Origin of the sequence: Amycolatopsis sp. NBRC 101858 (assembly GCF_030269325.1) — a bacterium.
GTDB classification, from domain to species: Bacteria; Actinomycetota; Actinomycetes; order Mycobacteriales; family Pseudonocardiaceae; genus Amycolatopsis; species Amycolatopsis ponsaeliensis.
On sequence record NZ_BSTD01000006.1, the window covers coordinates 480,622 to 497,239 of the forward strand.

15 protein-coding genes are annotated in these 16,618 nt (G+C 71.2%); 5 read left to right on the top strand and 10 right to left on the bottom strand.

The window, feature by feature from the left end:
• Positions 1-12: 12 nt before the first annotated feature.
• Entirely contained in the window at positions 13-804 is a 792-nt protein-coding gene (locus tag QSK39_RS41385; RefSeq protein WP_285483264.1) for a transglutaminase-like domain-containing protein, read from the bottom strand.
• A 22-nt stretch (positions 805-826) separates the two neighbouring features.
• On the opposite strand from QSK39_RS41385, the gene QSK39_RS41390 reads away from it, so the two are divergent.
• Positions 827-1,408 carry a dienelactone hydrolase family protein gene (locus tag QSK39_RS41390; RefSeq protein ID WP_285483265.1) on the top strand — a complete coding sequence of 194 codons (582 nt, stop codon included), beginning with the start codon at positions 827-829 and terminating at the stop codon, positions 1,406-1,408.
• Here QSK39_RS41390 and QSK39_RS41395 read toward each other — a convergent pair.
• The gene (locus QSK39_RS41395) at positions 1,380-2,606 is read right to left on the bottom strand and encodes a cytochrome P450 (RefSeq protein WP_285483266.1); all 1,227 of its coding nucleotides are present in this window, start codon (positions 2,604-2,606) and stop codon (positions 1,380-1,382) included. The genes QSK39_RS41390 and QSK39_RS41395 overlap by 29 nt on opposite strands.
• 231 nt (positions 2,607-2,837) lie before the next feature.
• Here QSK39_RS41395 and QSK39_RS41400 point away from each other — a divergent pair, with 231 nt between their 5' ends.
• The 3 genes from QSK39_RS41400 to QSK39_RS41410 all read left to right on the top strand — a co-directional run bounded on the left by QSK39_RS41400 (position 2,838) and on the right by QSK39_RS41410 (position 6,439).
• A complete protein-coding gene (locus tag QSK39_RS41400) occupies positions 2,838-3,995 on the top strand; it encodes a steroid 3-ketoacyl-CoA thiolase (protein WP_285483267.1) in 1,158 nt (385 codons plus the stop codon).
• A 48-nt stretch (positions 3,996-4,043) separates the two neighbouring features.
• Positions 4,044-4,841, top strand: a complete 798-nt coding sequence (locus QSK39_RS41405; RefSeq protein WP_285483268.1) for an alpha/beta fold hydrolase — start codon at positions 4,044-4,046, stop codon at positions 4,839-4,841.
• A 95-nt stretch (positions 4,842-4,936) separates the two neighbouring features.
• Positions 4,937-6,439: a hypothetical protein gene (locus QSK39_RS41410; RefSeq protein ID WP_285483269.1), complete on the top strand. Its 1,503-nt coding sequence runs from the start codon at positions 4,937-4,939 to the stop codon at positions 6,437-6,439.
• Here QSK39_RS41410 and QSK39_RS41415 read toward each other — a convergent pair.
• The 4 genes from QSK39_RS41415 to QSK39_RS41430 are packed head-to-tail and all read right to left on the bottom strand — an operon-like array spanning position 6,436 to position 10,449.
• Positions 6,436-7,638, bottom strand: a complete 1,203-nt coding sequence (locus QSK39_RS41415) for a metal-dependent hydrolase family protein (RefSeq protein WP_285483270.1) — start codon at positions 7,636-7,638, stop codon at positions 6,436-6,438. The genes QSK39_RS41410 and QSK39_RS41415 overlap by 4 nt on opposite strands.
• Positions 7,635-9,056, bottom strand: coding sequence for a sodium:solute symporter family protein (locus QSK39_RS41420; protein ID WP_285483271.1), 1,422 nt, complete (start codon positions 9,054-9,056; stop codon positions 7,635-7,637). The genes QSK39_RS41415 and QSK39_RS41420 overlap by 4 nt, the downstream gene beginning before the upstream one ends.
• Positions 9,053-9,250: a hypothetical protein gene (locus tag QSK39_RS41425; protein ID WP_285483272.1), complete on the bottom strand. Its 198-nt coding sequence runs from the start codon at positions 9,248-9,250 to the stop codon at positions 9,053-9,055. Before QSK39_RS41425 ends, QSK39_RS41420 begins: the two co-directional genes overlap by 4 nt.
• A gap of 5 nt (positions 9,251-9,255) precedes the next feature.
• The gene (locus QSK39_RS41430) at positions 9,256-10,449 is read right to left on the bottom strand and encodes a M20 metallopeptidase family protein (protein WP_285483273.1); all 1,194 of its coding nucleotides are present in this window, start codon (positions 10,447-10,449) and stop codon (positions 9,256-9,258) included.
• A 68-nt stretch (positions 10,450-10,517) separates the two neighbouring features.
• Between QSK39_RS41430 and QSK39_RS41435 the strand changes: the two genes are divergently transcribed.
• A complete protein-coding gene (locus QSK39_RS41435; protein ID WP_285483274.1) occupies positions 10,518-11,582 on the top strand; it encodes an Lrp/AsnC family transcriptional regulator in 1,065 nt (354 codons plus the stop codon).
• Positions 11,583-12,280: 698 nt separating this feature from the next.
• Here the strand turns inward: QSK39_RS41435 and QSK39_RS41440 are convergent.
• The 4 genes from QSK39_RS41440 to QSK39_RS41455 form a co-directional block, all read right to left on the bottom strand.
• Positions 12,281-13,219, bottom strand: coding sequence for an SCO0930 family lipoprotein (locus QSK39_RS41440; RefSeq protein ID WP_285483275.1), 939 nt, complete (start codon positions 13,217-13,219; stop codon positions 12,281-12,283).
• A gap of 43 nt (positions 13,220-13,262) precedes the next feature.
• Entirely contained in the window at positions 13,263-14,777 is a 1,515-nt protein-coding gene (locus QSK39_RS41445; protein ID WP_285483276.1) for a DUF1996 domain-containing protein, read from the bottom strand.
• 368 nt (positions 14,778-15,145) lie between these two features.
• On the bottom strand, positions 15,146-15,943 hold the full coding sequence (locus tag QSK39_RS41450; RefSeq protein ID WP_285483277.1) for a zf-HC2 domain-containing protein: 798 nt from the start codon (positions 15,941-15,943) through the stop codon (positions 15,146-15,148).
• A gap of 7 nt (positions 15,944-15,950) precedes the next feature.
• Positions 15,951-16,511: a sigma-70 family RNA polymerase sigma factor gene (locus QSK39_RS41455; RefSeq protein ID WP_285483278.1), complete on the bottom strand. Its 561-nt coding sequence runs from the start codon at positions 16,509-16,511 to the stop codon at positions 15,951-15,953.
• Positions 16,512-16,618: the final 107 nt, after the last annotated feature.

The window sequence follows — 16,618 nt, forward strand, 5'->3', positions numbered from 1 at the left end:
ATCCGATCGGCGTCACCCGAGCACGACGAGCTCCGCGCCGTCGTCCACCGGGAGCGGGGCGTCCGTCGTCGCGAACACCGTGCTGCCGAGGAAGTCGAGCTCGCAGCCGAGGGTGGCCAGGAACGACGTGTCCGCGGCGTCGCGGCCGGTGGAGATCCGGAGCATCGTCCGGCGCGGCGCGAGGCGGGTGGCGTCGAAGACGTACCAGTGGCCGTCGATCCCGGCTTCGAAGACGGCGTGGAAATCCATCGGGGACAGCCCCGGCGCGTAGACGCCGACGTAGCGCGCGGGGATGTCGAGGAACCGGCAGAAGGTGATGCAGACGTGCGCGAAGTCGCGGCAGACGCCTTCGCCGGCGAGGAGCGTGTCGATCGCGTCGTCGGTCGGCCGTCCCGAACCGACCACATAGGACAGTCTCTCGTGGACGGTGCGGACGATCGTGTCGACCTTCTTCTCGGTGCTCTCGAGGGAGAACAGCTCCGGCGGCACGAGCCCGGCGATCCGGTCGGACGGGCAGTACCGGCTCGGCCGGGTGAAGACGGCGGCGTCGGCGCGCGTGACGGGTTCGGGCTCGGGCTCGGCCAGCACGCGTTCGGCGTGGTAGGTGACCCGGTGCTCCCCGGCGGGGAACTCGAAGACCTCGGCGCGGGTGCCGTGCTCGAACTCGACGAGCTCGCTTTCGCCGTGCCAGGAGACGGCGAGCTCCTCGGTGTCGGCGTGCGCCGCGGCGACCGAGATCGCGGCGGCCCCGGGCTCGGTGACGCGGACGGAGAACTCGACGTCGACGGTCGCTCGCGGGGCCATCGCCTCATGATGTCATGGTCCGGTGACCGACATCGTGCTCTTCCACTCCGTGCTGGGGCTGCGGCCCGTCGAACTCGGCCTGGCCGGCCGGCTGCGGGAGGCCGGGCACCGCGTCGCCACCCCGGACCTCTACGCCGGGCGGACGGCTTCCACGATCGAGGAAGGGTTCGCACTGAAGGACGCCGTCGGCTGGACGGCCATCGTCGGGCGGGCCCGGGAAGCCGTGCGGGACCTGCCCGCGGAGACCGTCCTCGCGGGCGTGTCGATGGGGGCGGGAGTCGTCCAGGAGGTGCTGCCCGGCCGCCCGCACACCGCCGGCGTCCTGCTGCTGCACGCCGTGGGAGCACTGCCGGCGCCGGTCCGCGCGGGCCTGCCGGCCCAGCTGCACGTCGCCGACCCCGACCCGATCGCACCCCCGGCCCAGGTCACGGCGTGGAGCGAGGCCGCAACCCGGTCGGGCGCCGACGCCGAGGTGTTCCGCTACCCCGGCATCGGCCACTTCTACACCGACGCGGACGGCCCCGACCACGACGAACCCGCCGCCGACCTCACCCGGCGGCGGGTCCTCGAGTTCCTCAGGCGTAGCGAACCGGGTAGTGCTTGATCCCGTTGAGCCAGCTGGACCGCAACCGCACTGGGGGCTCGGCTTCGGCGATTCCCGGCATCACGTCCGCGATCGCGTTGAAGATCAGGTCGATCTCCAGCCGGGCCAGGTTGGCGCCGATGCAGTAGTGCGAACCCGTGCCGCCGAAGCCGACGTGCGGGTTGTCTTCGCGGAGGACGTCGAACTTCTCCGGGTCGGCGAAGACCTCGTGGTCGAAGTTGGCCGAGCTGTAGAACATGCCGACGCGGTCACCCTTGCGGATGTGCGCGCCGCCGAGCTCGGTGTCGCGGGTGGCCGTGCGCTGGAACGCGACCACCGGGGTGGCCCAGCGGACGATCTCGTCCGGCGCCGTCTTCGGCCGCTGCTCCTTGTAGAGCTCCCACTGGTCCGGGTGGTCGAGGAATGCCTTCATGCCGTGCGTGATGGCGTTGCGCGTCGTCTCGTTGCCGGCCACGGCGAGCAGGATGACGAAGAACCCGAACTCGTCGGAGCCGAGCGCTTCCCCGTCGACGTCGGCCTGGATCAGCTTCGTGACGATGTCGTCCATCGGGCACTTGCGCCGGTCCTCGGCCATGTTCCACGCGTAGCCGATGAGCTGCGCGGACGCCTCGAGCGGCTCGACCTCGTACTCCGGGTCGTCGTAGGCGACCATCTGGTTCGACCAGTCGAAGATCTTGAGCCGGTCCTCCTGCGGGATGCCGATCAGCTCGGCGATCGCCTGCAGCGGCAGCTCGCACGCGACGTCGGTGACGAAGTCGCCGGTCCCCTTCTTGCGCGCCTCGTGGACGATCTTTTCGGCGCGTTCGCGCAGCGTGTCCTCGAGCTTCGAGATGGAGCGCGGCGTGAAGCCCTTCGACACGATCCTCCGCAGCTTCGTGTGCTGCGGGGCGTCCATGTTGAGCAGGACCAGGCGGTTCGCGTTGAGGCGGTCCTCGGTCATGCTCTCGTCGAAGCGGATGATCGCGGTCTTCTCGCTGGACGAGTAGAGCGTGCTGTCGCGCGAGACCTCCTTCACGTCTTCGTGGCGCGAGACGACCCAGTAGCCGTCGTCGCCGAAGCCTGCGGTGTTGGTCTTCTGGGGGTTCCACCACACGGGGGCCGTCCGCCGGAGCTCGGCGAACTCCGCCAAGGGCAGCCGTTCGGCGTAGAGGTCCGGGTCCGTGAAGTCGAACCCTGCGGGGATGAGCGGAGCGGCCACGTTGCCTCCCACGGTTCGCCTTGAAACACGTTCTAACTGGGATTAGAGCATACGGTGTTAACTTCCGGAAGACCGTTCAGTGAAACCCGTTAACTTGACCGATGAGGCCAGGTGAGCGAGCGCTCACCGGACAAAGATCAAGATCACGCTACCCCTGGGGTCGCTTGCATAAAACAATAACTCGTTCTAGTTTTGGCTCACTGGACAGCGTTGCCGGACGAAAGGGACGACATGGGCGTGCCGGTCATCGTCGAAGCCGTGCGGACCCCGATCGGCAAGCGGGGCGGCTTGCTGGCCGGCCTGCACGCGGCCGAGCTGCTGGGTGCCGCGCAGCAGGCCCTGCTCGACCGCGCCGGGATCGACCCGGCCCTGGTCGAGCAGCTGATCGGCGGCTGCGTCACGCAAGCCGGCGAGCAGTCCAACAACGTGACGCGCACGGCGTGGCTGCACGCGGGCCTCCCGGAGACGGCCGGCGCGACGACGATCGACGCCCAGTGCGGCTCGGCGCAGCAGGCGACCCACCTGGTCGCGGGCCTGATCGCGGCGGACGCCATCGAGGTGGGCGTCGCGTGCGGGGTCGAGGCGATGAGCCGGGTTCCGCTGGGCACGAACCGGGGCTCCGGTTCGCCGCGGCCGGCGTCGTGGTCGATCGACCTGCCCAACCAGTACGGCGCGGCGGAACGCATCGCCGTCCGGCGCGGCTTGACGCGCGACGACGTGGACGCGTTCGGCGCGGCGTCCCAGCAGAAGGCGGCGGCCGCATGGGAAGCCGGGCACTTCGACCGCGAAGTGGTGCCCGTGAAGGCCCCGGTCCTCGACGCCGACGGTGGCCTGACGGGCGAAACCCGCCTGGTCGGCCGCGACCAGGGCCTCCGCGAGACGACGGTCGAAGGTCTGGCGCGGCTGAAGCCGGTGGTGGACGACGGCATCCACACGGCCGGGACGTCGTCGCAGATTTCCGACGGCGCGGCGGCCTTGCTCCTGATGGACTCCGCGCGGGCCGCGGAGCTGGGGCTGCGGCCGCGGGCCCGGATCGTGGCGCAGGCACTGGTCGGCGCGGAGCCGTACTACCACCTGGACGGCCCGATCCGCGCGACCGAGCGAGTGCTCGCGAAGGCGGGCATGACGATCGGCGACCCGGATCTGTTCGAGGTCAACGAGGCCTTTGCTTCGGTGGCGTTGTCGTGGCAGCAGGTCATGGCACCGGACCCGGCCCGGGTCAACGTCAACGGCGGCGCGATCGCGCTGGGTCACCCGGTGGGGAGCACCGGAGCCCGGCTGCTGACAACGGCGTTGCACGAGCTGGAACGCCGCGACGCGGCAACGGCGCTGGTGACGATGTGCGCCGGCGGCGCCCTCTCCACGGCGACGATCATCGAGCGCCTTTAGCACGCGCCGGGGATCGGCTCTTTCCGTGGCTGTGCTTGACTTCAGGGCATGATCTCGGAGAGCCGTTGCCCGGTGGAGGACGGCGAGCTCCTCGTCCGCCGCGGCGGCGAGGGCCCGGCACTGCTGCTGATCGCGGGCGGCACCGGGTCGGGTGATTCCTACCGCGCGCTGGCGAAGCAGCTGTACGCGGACTACACCGTCATCACCTACGACCGGCGCGGCCACTTCGGCAGCACGGACACCACCACGGGCCCGGTCCCGGTGGCGCGCCAGGCCGACGACGCGCGGGCGGTGCTGGACCACGCGACCGACGCCCCGGCGCTGGTGTTCGGGACGAGCGCGGGCGCGCTGATCGGCCTCGACCTGGTGGCCCGCCACGGCGACCGGGTGGCGACGCTGGTCGCGCACGAACCCCCGGCGGTGCACCTGATGCCGGACGCGGCCGGCTGGCTAGAAGCGGCCGCGGAGCAGGTCCGGCTGGCCCGTTCGGGCGAGCTGCTCACCGCCGTGACGCGCTTCGCCGACGCGATCGCGGGCGCGGCGCTGCCCGATCTGCCGAACCTGCGCCTCCCGCACGAGGCCGACTGGATCCGGCTGTTCGACCGCGAGCTGACGGAGTTCTTCGACTACCTCCCGGACCTGCGCGCCCTGCGCAAGGCGAGCACGGAGATCATCCCGGTGGCAGGCGAAGGCAGCCGCGGGCGCTACCACTACCAGCCGGCGAAGATCCTGGCGCTGGAGCTGGGATTGCCGTTCACGGAGATGCCGGGCGCCCACCTGGCACCCCAGCGGAACCCGGCGAAGTTCGCGGTGGCGTTGAAGGATCTGCTGAACCCGGAAGCCTGAGCAGGAGGCACCCGTCGGCGGTGTCCGCGTCCGGGTACTTCTCTTACGCTGTACCGCGCACGGACCGCGTGAGCCACCCGGGAGCGGGGAGTCGCATGGCGCAGGCCATTCAGCTGCACCTCAACCAGGCGCTGATGCGGATCCCGCGCCGGGCCGAAAGCGCCGACCGCTCGACACTGGCCGACACCTACGTCGCCGCCGGGTCCTTCTCCGCCATGATCAACTCGGCGGACCACCAGATCCTCTTCGGCCGCCGCGGCACCGGCAAGACCCACGGGCTGCTGCACCTCCACGACCTCGTCGAGCAGACCGGGGACGTCGCGCTCTACCTCGACCTGCGCACCATCGGGTCGACCGGCGGCCTGTACGCCAACGAAGCACTGAGCCCCGCCCAGCGCGGTACGCAACTGCTGGTGGACGCCCTCGAGGCGATCCACGACCAGCTCCTCACCCTGGCCGTCGAGGGGCAGGTGCCCGACCAGGACGGCTTCCTGCGCGGCCTCGACGCGCTGGTCGCCGCCGCGACCGAAGTCGAGGTCGTCGGCGAGACGGAGCAGGAACAGACCCGCCAGGAGGCCGACGAGCACCAGAGCGGGTTCGAAGCGTCACTCGGCCGCCGCGGCGGCGTCCGCGGCTCCCTGGGCCACGGCACGTCCACGACCGCGTCCGACCGGCGCCGGCGCACCGGTGTCGAACAGCACCGCGTCCTGTTCGGCCCGCTGAGCCGGGCGATCCAGGCCGTCGTGGACGGGATCCGGCCGGGGCGGCTCTGGCTCCTGCTCGACGAATGGAGCAGCATCCCGCTCGACCTGCAGCCGTTCCTCGCGGACCTGTTGCGGCGCAGCGTCCTGCCGATCCGCGGCAGCACGGTGAAGATCGCCGCCATCGAGCACCGCGCCCGGTTCCTCGTCCCCGTCGCCGGCGACTACCTCGGGATCGAAGTGGGCTCGGACGCCGCCTCCACGGTGAGCCTCGACGACGCCCTCGTCTTCGACCGGTCGCGGGAGCGTGCGCAGGCGTTCTTCCTCCAGCTGTTCCACAACCACGTCCGGCCGATCCTGGCGACGATGGTGCACACGGCGGTCCCCGATCCCGCCGAGTTCGCGAAGAATGCCTTCCAGGAGGGCGCGTTCGCCGAACTCGTCCGGGCCGCCGAGGGCGTCCCCCGGGACGCGATCAACATCGCCGCGCTCGCCGCGCAGCACGCGCACGCCGACCGGATCGGCCGGGCCCACGTGCGACGGGCCGCCCGGGACTGGTACCTGCGGGACAAGAAGATCGCGGTCAGCAGGTACCCGGACGCCGAGCGGCTGCTGGCCCGCCTGGTGGACGAGGTGGTCGGCCGGCGCCGATCCCGCACCTTCCTCCTGCCCGCGGCCGACCGCCCGGACACGATCGACGCGTTGTGCGACGCGCGCCTGCTCCACGTCCTCCGCCGGGGCGTGGTCGACCCCCGCCACCCCGGGCGCCTGTACGACGGCTTCGCCATCGACTACGGCTGTTACGTGGCGCTGCTGAAGGAAGGCACCAAAGGCGTCCCCGCCGACGTCTTCCAGTTCGACAAGGCCGTCGTCGACCTCGCCCGGCTGACCGGCTAGACGACCCGGACGCCGTCCTTCCAGACCTCGCGGATGTTCGACGCCAGCGCCGGGAAGTCGTACGGGTCCCCCGCCACCACCACGAGATCCGCCCGCAGCCCCGGCTCGATCCGCCCCAGCTCGCCGTCGAGGCCCATCAGCCGCGCCGCCGAGGACGTCGTCGCCTCCAGGACGTCCGCCTGGGTCATCCCGCACGCCGCCATCAGGGCCAGCTCCTCGAGGTTCGTGCCGTGCGGCCCGACCCCGCTGTCGGTCCCCATCGCGATCCGCACCCCCGCCGCATACGCGCGGCGGACCGAGTCCCGGTGCACCTCCACCACCTCACGCGCCTTCGCCACCACCGCCGACGGCAGGTCGACTCCCGCGTCCGCCGCGCGGACCACGTTGACCGGCGCGATCAGCGTCGGGACCAGCCACGTCCCGTGGCCGAGCATCAGCTCGATCGCCTCGTCGTCGAGGTAGATGCCGTGCTCGATGGACCGGACGCCCGCGCGGACGGCGTTCTTGATGCCCGCCGAGCCCTGGGCGTGCGCCATCACCGGGCGGCCCTGCGCGGACGCCTCCGCGACCAGGATCTCCAGCTCCTCCGGCGTGAACTGCGAGTGCCGCGGGTCGTCGCGCGGGGAGAGCACGCCGCCGGTCGTGCACACCTTCAGCACGTCCGCGCCCGCGCGCAGCAGCGTCCGGGCGACGCGGCGCATCTCGTCGGGGCCGTCGGCCGTCGCGTCCGGGCGGCCGGGGTGCGGCACCAGCAGCGGCACGCAGATGCCCGACGGGTTCCAGCTGTCGCCGTGCCCGCCGGTCTGGCTGATCAGCCCGATCGAGATCTGCAGCCGCGGCCCCGGGATCAGCCCGTCGTCGACCGCCTGCTTGATGCCGAGGTCCGCGCCCGACGCGTCGCGCACCGTCGTGATGCCCAGCCCGAGCGTCGCCCAGAGGTTCCGCGCCGCTTCGTAGAACTGGTAGGAGAACGGCTTTTGCACCCGCGAAAGGAGCCCGATCTCCGACACCGTGACGTGCACGTGGCAGTCGAAGAGCCCGGGCAGCAGCACCGCGCCGGAGCAGTCGACGCCCTCGTCGCCGTCGAGGTCCGTGCCGACGTCGACGATCCGGCCGTGCTCGACGACGACGTCCGCCGCCGCCGGCTCCGCGCCGGTGCCGTCGAACACCGAACCACCCGTGAACACCGTGCGCGTCACGCCGCCTCCTTGGCAGAAGCCGAAACCACGAACCGTTCCACCACGACAGCCAGGCCGAGGACGACGATGTTGACCGCCAGCCCGACCAGGCCCACGTTGACCGTGCCGACCAGGTGGGTGTCCACAAAGGTCAGCCAGCTGACCACGAGCTCGCCGGCGATCAGCCCGGCGAACACCGGGCCCTTGCCGACGGGGACCCGCCGCAGGAAGCCCAGCAGGTTGGCCGGGGCCAGCTGGACCGACCCCGAATAGGTGAGCAGGAGGAGGTTGGCCAGCAGGTCCGGCCGGAAGATGCCGAGCACGAGGGCAAGGGTACTCGCGAGCACAACCGTGCCGTGGTTGATCCAGAACTGCTTGCGGCCACTGCGGACGCGGACTATGTTGCGCGCCACCAGCGACGAGATGCCGATCAGGATCCCGGCCGCCGGGACCATCGCGGTGGCCGTCGCGGCGACCACGACGATCCCCGTCACCCAGCCGGGCAAAGCATCCTTCGACAGCGTCAGCAATACGCCGTTCGGGTCACTCCCCTTCGGCACCACGACGATCGCCGCGAACCCGATCACCATCGGCAGCAGCAAGCACAGCTCGTACACCGGCATCCAGGTGTAGTTGCGCCGCAGCACCTTCGGGTCGCGCGCGGACATCAGGGCCGGCCACGAGTGCGGCAGCGTCATCAGCCCGACGCCGATCGCGCTGACCAGCATGCTCGTCACGAACCAGACGTGGTCGTTCGCTCCACTGTGGACGATCAGCTTCTCCGGGTGCAGCTGCTCGATCTTGTGGAACACGGCCGGGATCCCGCCCGCGAAGTGCGTCGGCACGGCGATGATGAGCACCACCAGCGCGACCAGCATGATGCCGTCCTTGAAGTAGGACGTCGCCGCGACGCCGCGCAGCCCGGCCCACAGCACGAACGCGACGATCAGCACGCTGCCGGTCACCATGCTGAGCGTGCCGGACGCGTTGTCGCCGGTGACCAGCCGGACGATCAGGCCGAGCCCGGTGATCTGCAGCTGCAGGTAGGGCAGCACGAAGACGACGCCGAGCACCGCGGACAGCGTGCCGAGCGTCCGGCTGGAGAACCGGTCCTCGAGGAAGTCGCCCTGGGTGAGGTAGCCGCGCTCCTTGCCCAGCGTCCAGAGGCGTTTCGCGAGGAAGAACAGCACGACGTAGGCGATCGGCACGTACGGCAGCGCGTACATCGCCGCGACGCCGCCGGAGAACGCGAGGCCGGCCATGCCGAGGAAGGTGAAGGTGGTGAACACCTCGCCCGCCTGCAGGAACCACATCGTCAGCGCGCCGAAGCGGCGGCCGCCGACCGTCCATTCGGCGAGGTCGGCGACGGGCTTGCGGCGGCCGACGAAGCCGAGGACGCCGATCAGGACGATGCCGGCGAGGGTGAAGGTGAGGATCACGGCTCCTCCTCCCGTCCGCGCATCAGGCGTTCGGACAGCAGCAGCGCCGGAGTGAACATGAGGCACCAGAACGCGCCCCAGACGATCATCCGCGGCAGCCCGAGCCACAGCCCGGTGGTGTTGACGAACGGCAGGAACGGCATCAGGACCAGCGCGACGACCGGGAGCAGCGGGGGCCAGTGGTAGCTGCGCACGGGCCTCACCCGGCCAGGAGCCCGAGGCGGCGGACGGCGAGCTCGGCCAGCAGCGCGGCGCCGTCGCCGAGCACGCTGTCGTCGAAACGGGCCCGCGGCGAATGGTTGTCCGCGGCGGTGTCCGGGTCCGTCGGGCAGGCGCCGAGGAACAGGTACGCGCCGGGAACGCGCTCGAGCACGCGGGAGAAGTCCTCCGAGCCGGTGATCGGGTCGGCCATCTCGGTGAACCGTTCCTCCCCGAAGACGTCACGGATCGTGGCGGCGACGAAGTCGTACGCGGCGGCGTCGTTGACCGTCGCCGGGTACTCCGGCTCGTAGGCGACATCGATGTCCAGGCCGTGCGCCTGCGCGATGCCCTGGCAGACCTGCACCGCGCGCTCCCCCACCCGCGCCGCGACCTCGGGCGAGAACGACCGCAGCGTCGCTTCGAACACCGCGTCGTCCGGGATGATGTTGCGCCGGGTGCCCGCGTGGAACGAGCCGACGGTGACCACGACCGGGTCGAAGACGTCGAAGGTGCGCGTCACCATCGTCTGCAGGGCGGTCACCATCTCGCAGGCCGCCGGGATCGGGTCGCGGGCGTCGTGCGGCGACGAGCCGTGGCCGCCGGCGCCGCGCACGCGGACTTCGAGGGCGCCGGAGGCCGCCATCAGCGTGCCGGGCCGGGCGACGAACTGGCCCTTCGCGTAGCTGGCGGCCGAAACGTGCAGGCCGTAGGCGGCGTCGACGTGCTTGCCCGACGCCGTCAGGACGCCTTCCTCGATCATGCGGCCGGCGCCGTCCCAGCCCTCTTCGCCGGGCTGGAACATGAAGACGACGTCACCGGGGAGCTCCTCGCGCCGGGCGGCGAGCAGGCGGGCCGCGCCGACCAGGCCCGCGGTGTGCAGGTCGTGGCCGCAGGCGTGCATGGCGCCGTCGAGGGTCGAGCTGAACTCCTCGCCGCTGGCTTCGGTGACCGGGAGGGCGTCCATGTCGCCGCGCAGGAGAACCGTGCCGCCGGGCTTGCCGCCGCGGAGGACTCCGGTGATCGACGAGAGGTTCTTGCCGAGGCTCACTTCGAGGGGCAGGCCGTCGAGGGCCGCGAGGACCCGCTCCTGGGTGCGCGGCAGGTGCAGGCCGATCTCGGGGATGCGGTGCAGGTCGCGGCGGAGGGCGACCAGGTCGTCGAGCAGGGCGGCGGCGTCCGAGCGCAGGGTCATCCGGAGATCATGCAAGTGTCGAGCACAATGGGCCGGGAAAAACACCGAAACCACCGCTGCGAGAGCCGATGAGCGAAGAATCCGCCATGTTGACCGAGCAGGACCTCAAACTGGTCGACGCGCTGCAGGCGGCACCGCGGGCGTCGTGGTCGACGCTCGGTCGTGCGCTGGGCCTGGGCGCGGTGACCGCCGCCCGGCACTGGGACGCGCTGGTCGAGCGCGGCGACGCGTGGCTCACGGCGTACATCGGCGGGGAGCTGACCGCGCAGCTGGCGCTGGCCTTCGTCGAGATCGACTGTGCGCCCGGGGCCGCGGTGCGGGTCGCCGCCGCGCTGGCTTCGGACGTCCACGTGGTGACCGTCGAGTACGTGGCCGGGCCGTGCGACCTGCTCGCCCACGTCGTCGCACCGACTCTGCGGGAGCTGGGCGCGCACGTGCTGGACCGGGTGGCGACGGTGCCGGGGGTGCGGCGCGTGCGGACGGTCCTGTCACCGCGGATGTTCACCGAGGGCAGCCGGTGGCGGGTCCGGGCGATTTCGCCGGGGCAGCGCGAAGCCCTCTCGCCGAAGCCGGCGAAGAACCGCGCGCCCCTGCGGTTCGACGACGCGGACCGCGCGTTGATCCTCGCCCTCGGGGTGGACGCCCGAGCGTCGGCGGCGGCACTGGCGAGCGAACTCGGCGTCGGCGCGACGACCGTCCGACGCCGGCTCGACGCTCTGCTCGGCCGGGGCGCGATCCGCGTCCGGTGCGAGATCGCGCGGTCGATGTCGCCCGCGCCGGTGACGGTGACGCTCTGGCTGCGGGTGCCGCCGGACAAGCTGGAGACGACCGCGCGGTCGCTGGCGATGCTGCCGGAGGTGCGCATGTGCGCGGGCCTGACCGGGGCGGCGAACCTGATGCTGGTGGTGTGGCTGCCTTCGCAGCACGACACGGTGGCGCTGGAAGCGGTGCTGGCCGCGAAGCTGCCGTGGCTGGAGATCACCGGCCGGGCGGTGACGCTGCGGAGCATCAAGCTGATGGGCCGCCTGCTCGACGCGGCCGGGCGCGGAATCGGTCGCGTGCCGCTGGACTTCTGGGCCGCGGTCCCCGTGCCGGAGCACGGGGACCGCAGCGAGGGCCGGTCCGGGGGATGAGGGGGGTGAGGTGGAGGGAAGCATCCACCGGACCGGGGTCTTCGGGGGCGAGGTCCTGGAGCTGGGTCCTCGGGCTGGGGCTTCGGAGCCGGGAAGTCCGGCCGGATGATCCGGGGGCGGCCGATGGGCCGGGAAGTCCGGGCGGATCTCGCGTGACCTGAGCCGCTGCTCGCGTGATCGGAGCCGGATGTCGCGTGATCGGGGGCGGAACTCGTGTGCCTGGACGGTCGGCTCGCGTACCTGGAGAGTCGGCTCGCGCACCTGGACGGTCGGTTCGTCTGGCTCTGGCCGGGATCTCGCGTGGCTGGAGCCGGAACTCGCGTGACTGGGAAGGCATCTCGCGTGATTGGAGGGGCATCTCGCGTGATTGGGGGGTCGACACGGTGGAGGAGTTCCGGCGCGGTGGACTCGGGGGGTGAGGTGGAGGGAAGAACGTCCACCGGCCGGAACTCGCGGGGCGGGAAGGCGCCCGCCTGTTTCCTCCTTCGCTGACCCGGCTTGCGCCGGATCGGTGTGGGGTGAGGAATCCCGGCCCGGGGGACTTGGGGGGGGTGAGGTGGAGGGAAGCGTCCACCCGGGCCGGGGCTCGGGGCGCGGGACGGGGGTCCCGCGGTACTTCGGGTGGTGCTACCGGCCCGGCGGACTGGGGGGGGTGAGGTGGAGGGAAGCGTCCGCCGGGCCGGGGTTCGTGGGGCGGGTCAGTACCCGCCGGTGGAGACGGTCGCGACAGCGGGCCGGCGCTCGGGGTCGACCCGGCAGCCGTTGGGTTCCATCGCGTACCAGGTGTCGCCCACGCCGTGACCGGTCGCCTCGCCGGGCGCGCCGTCCTTCGCGTAGGTGTAGACGGGCCAGCCGCCCACCGTCACCTGCTTGCTCCCGTCGGCGCGGGTGATCTGCCCGACGAGGCCGGTGTCGATGTCTTCGGCGACGGTGCTCCGCCCGGTGACGAGCAGCGGTGGCCACGTCCGCGCGCACACACCGTCGCAAGTGGACTTGCCGGAACCCCTGCCGTCCCGGGTGAACAGGTAGAGCGTGCGGCCGGCCTGGTCGGTCAGGACCGGGCCGAGGCCGCCGATGTCGGTGGTGCCGAGGGTGGTCGGCTCGGCGGACGCGCTCGGGGCGGCCGCTGCCTTCTGCCCCTCCGGCGTGATCGCCGCCCAGTCCGCGCTGACGTTCTGGCCCAGCGCGATCCCGGAGCCGGTGTCCTTGGCGTAGCGGTAGACCGGCCAGCCGCCGACGGTCACCTGCTTGCGGCCGTCGGGCCGGGTGACCAGGCCGACGAGCTGCGCGTCGACCCCGGCGGCCAGTGCCGGGGAGTCGGAGACCAGTGGCGGCCACGTTTCCGCACAGGCGTCCACGCAAGCGGCCTTCGGCGGCTTGGCGGTGTCCTTGGCGTAGCGGTAGAGCGTGTGGCCCTCGGCGTCGGTGAGCACCGCGCCGAGACCCTCCACAGTGGACGTCACCAGCTGGGCCTGGCCGGCCCCGGGACTCGCCTGAACCGTGCTCGCCGAGAGCTGCTGCGCGCCGAGCGACACCTGCCGGCCGGTCGTGGCGTACGGGTTGGTCCCGCAGGCCGCGACCAGCGCGACACCGGCGACGGCGGACAACGCAGCGGCACCCGGACGAGCACGGTTCATCGGAAGTTCTCCCTCCTGGCGTGGAGTGACTGGTGCGGAAGGGTTATTCCGCGCAGGCCTTGCCGGAGTTGATGCAGTTGACCAGGCGACCCATGATCTTCCGGTTCATCACGTTCGCGAAGTCGTCGTGGTCGGACCGCGGGTTGTGCTTCTCCTGGGCGAATGCGTCCACTTTGTACTGGCCCTTCTGCTGGACGTCCTGCGGGACGTCGTAGACCAGTGTCACCTGCAGCTGGGGCACGTTCTTGAAGCCCTGCGGGCACTTGCCCTGCTGGTTCGCGAACACGATGTGCGTGCGGTGGTTCGCGCTGTCGGTGTTCTTGCCGTCCCAGCAGTTCGGGAAGGCGTGGATGCGCTCGACCTTGCTGCCCGCGGGGCAGATCGGGTAGAGGTCGGTCAGCCGGTCCTCGAACCCGGTGCAGGTCCAGCTGGGCCGGGCGTTGGCCGGGCCGTTGGTGCTCTGCTTGGCGTCACCGTAGAGGATCTTCAGCCCGAGCGGCATCGCGACGACGTTCTTCGCGCCACCACCGATGAACTTCAGCGTCGCGGACTCCGGCTCGAGGATCTCGCCGTCGTTGTCGCCGACCTCTTCGTTCGCGCCTTCGGGCCCGCCGAGCTCTTCGGCCGGCGGTGCGGCGGCCGAGCTGCTCTGGTTGCCGTTCTGGCCGCCGTTGTTCTGGCCACCGTTCTGGCCGCCGTTGTTCTTGCCGCCGTTGTTCTGACCACCGTTCTGCCCGCCACGACGGCGGTCCTGGGCCTGCTGCTGGTCCTGCTGGCCCTGGTCGCCCTGCTGCTGGGCGCTCTGGTCACCGTTGCGGGTCGCGCCGCCACCGGTGTTCCGGCGCTTCTGCTGCCCGTTCTGGTCCTGCCCGTTCTGGTCCTGGGCGTTCGGGTCCTGCTGGTCCTGCGCGTTCTGGTCCTGCGCACCCTGGTCCTGGGCGTTCTGGTCCTGCGCCGCCTGGTCCTGCCCCTGGCCGGCGGCGTCCGCGGCCTGGGCGTCCTTGGCGCTCTGGTCCTGCTGGACGTCGCCGGTCTTGCCCTGCTGGTCCTGCTGGGCCTTCTGGTTCTCGCTCTGGTTGGCCGCGTTGTCTTCGCGGTCGATGCGGATCACGGGCCAGAAGTAGGCCGACTGGTCACCGTTCTTGCAGGTGGTGTCGCCGGCGAGCAGGCTCTTGAGGCTCGAGTCGGCGTCGGTGGTCACGTTGCCGACGTAGTCGTGCAGGTGCTGCGCGCCGTTCTTGATCCCGGGCTGCGCGATGAAGTTGTCCGGGTTGTGGTGCGCGCCGTCCGCGTTCGTTCCACAGTCGACGGTGAAGGATCCTTGCGCACCCTTCTTCTGCAAGGCCGCGTTGACGTTGTTGCCCGCGGGAACCTTGTTGATGTCGATGAAGAACGACGGGTCGGCGGGGTCCGCGCTCGCTTCGCCCGTGCGGCCCGCGGTGACCGCGACGGCGAGTCCGCCGACGGCGATCGCCAGGCCGATCGCGCCCATGGCGATCTTGGTACGGCGGGCGACGCGATGCTTGCCCGTCACGGGGGACCGAGAATTCCGGGCCATAGACTAGTTCACCTCGTTCGTTATTCCGGGCACGCCGAATAGCGCGGCGGCCCGGGCAAGAACTACCGTTGGTTGAGGTCGAGATCGCACGGAACCCGCGGGGAGCTCTGGTTCCGGCTGTCGGGATGCATCGGGGGATGCATTGGGGGATACGGACGTGAGCGCGCTGAGGTTCAAAAGCGACCAGCCCGTTATCTGTTCGTTATCAAGCCGAACGCAACCGGACGCCATTTACCCAGGTCATAGCCGTTCGAGCGGAAAAACGAAGAGATGGTCATGTCTTGAACCACGGCTCGTCGGCGTCCGTGGTTCACGCTGACGGCACCCGAAATCACCCGGCGAACGCCGGGGTACGGGGAAGAAAAGGGTCAGCGCTGCACGACGACGAGCACCGTGCCGTCGTCGCCGCGGACCTCGAAGCGGGCGATCTGGTCCATCGCCAGCGAGATGGAACCCTGCAGCCGCAACGGCTCCGGTGAGCCGGGGATGCCGAACCCCTTGGGCGGCACCGACCAGCCGGACACGACCCGGGCGTCGCCCGTCGTCGAGATGGCGAACAGCTGGCACTTCAACGGTCCGACGATGCCGCGCAGCTCGAGGTCGACACGGCTGCCCCACTCCACCGGGGACACGGTCACCACCGCGCTCACCGCGGAACCGCCGCTGCCACTGCCCCGGCCGAAGGTCTGCCCGCCGCCGGGCTGGGCCGGCGCGCCGGCGGACGGTGGCGGGACACTCGTCGCCAGGACGCTCGTCGCCGGCGGTGCCTGCTTGGTGCTCGGCGCCGAGAGCGACGCGGGCGGGACGGCGTCGGCCGGCCGGACCGCGAGGGTCACCAGCGGGCCGGCCACGACGAGCGCGGCGGCCGCGGCGCCGGCGATGATCCCGAGCCGCTTGCGGCGGCGGCGCTTCACCGAGGCCTCTTCCATCAGGCCGCGCAGCACGCGGGGCCCGGGGGCGAGGGTGCGCGGGCTCGGCGCCGGCATCGGCGGCTCCGGCCAGCTGCGCTTCACGAGGTCGAGGACGTCCGGCAGCTGGTAGAGCTCGATCAGGTCGAGCTGGCAGTGCGGGCAGTTCATGAGGTGGGCTTCGAACTGGGTGCTCTCGGCCTCGCTGAGGACGCCGAGCACGTACGCGGCGACGTCGGTGTGCGCGGACCCGGCCACCCTCAGTTCACCCCCGCTCACGCAAGGCCCGGCGCAGCGCGCGAACGGCGTGGTGGATGCGGGACTTGATGGTGCCCGGGGGCACGCCGAGGGTCGCCGCCACCTCGTTCACGGTGCGATCGCGCAGGTAGGTCTGCTGGATCGCCTCCCGCTGCTCGGGCGAAAGCCCCTGCAGCGCCTCGTAAACGATCATGGCGGCGAGCGTGCGGTCCGACTCGTCGGACACCGCGATCGCGTCGGATTCGATCTCTTCGAGCTCCTGGGGACGGACGCTGCGGCTGCGCCAGCCGTCGATGACGGTGCGCCGGGCGACGGTGAACAGCCACGCGCGCAGCATCTCCGGCTGGCGGTCGAGCTTGTCCGCGTTCCGCCACGCCTTGATCAGGGTCTCCTGCACGACGTCTTCGGCCCACTGCCGGTCGTGGCCGGTCAGCCGCAGCGCGAACGCCATGAGGGACCCGCCGAACTCCTGGTAAAGCGCCTTCGCCAGATCGTCATGGGCGTCGCTGGGCTCAACAGCGACTTCCTGATCTTCGACGGATCTCAGCGCTCGAGTGTGCCGTCCCACGCGGGACATCCTGGTGGGCCGGACGGCGTACGTCTAGTACCAAATGCCGCAACGCGGGGGGCAAAACTTTTTTGAACCGTTTCCCGACCGTGTCCGTATCCCCTACC

Excerpts from the sequence above, each read along its gene's own strand:
- QSK39_RS41385 (WP_285483264.1), bottom strand. The coding sequence starts at position 804 with ATGGCCCCGCGAGCGACCGTCGACGTCGAGTTCTCCGTCCGCGTCACC.
- QSK39_RS41400 (WP_285483267.1), top strand. The coding sequence starts at position 2,838 with ATGGGCGTGCCGGTCATCGTCGAAGCCGTGCGGACCCCGATCGGCAAG.
- QSK39_RS41405 (WP_285483268.1), top strand. The coding sequence starts at position 4,044 with ATGATCTCGGAGAGCCGTTGCCCGGTGGAGGACGGCGAGCTCCTCGTC.
- QSK39_RS41410 (WP_285483269.1), top strand. The coding sequence starts at position 4,937 with ATGGCGCAGGCCATTCAGCTGCACCTCAACCAGGCGCTGATGCGGATC.
- QSK39_RS41430 (WP_285483273.1), bottom strand. The coding sequence starts at position 10,449 with ATGACCCTGCGCTCGGACGCCGCCGCCCTGCTCGACGACCTGGTCGCC.
- QSK39_RS41435 (WP_285483274.1), top strand. The coding sequence starts at position 10,518 with ATGAGCGAAGAATCCGCCATGTTGACCGAGCAGGACCTCAAACTGGTC.
- QSK39_RS41440 (WP_285483275.1), bottom strand. The coding sequence starts at position 13,219 with ATGAACCGTGCTCGTCCGGGTGCCGCTGCGTTGTCCGCCGTCGCCGGT.
- QSK39_RS41445 (WP_285483276.1), bottom strand. The coding sequence starts at position 14,777 with ATGGCCCGGAATTCTCGGTCCCCCGTGACGGGCAAGCATCGCGTCGCC.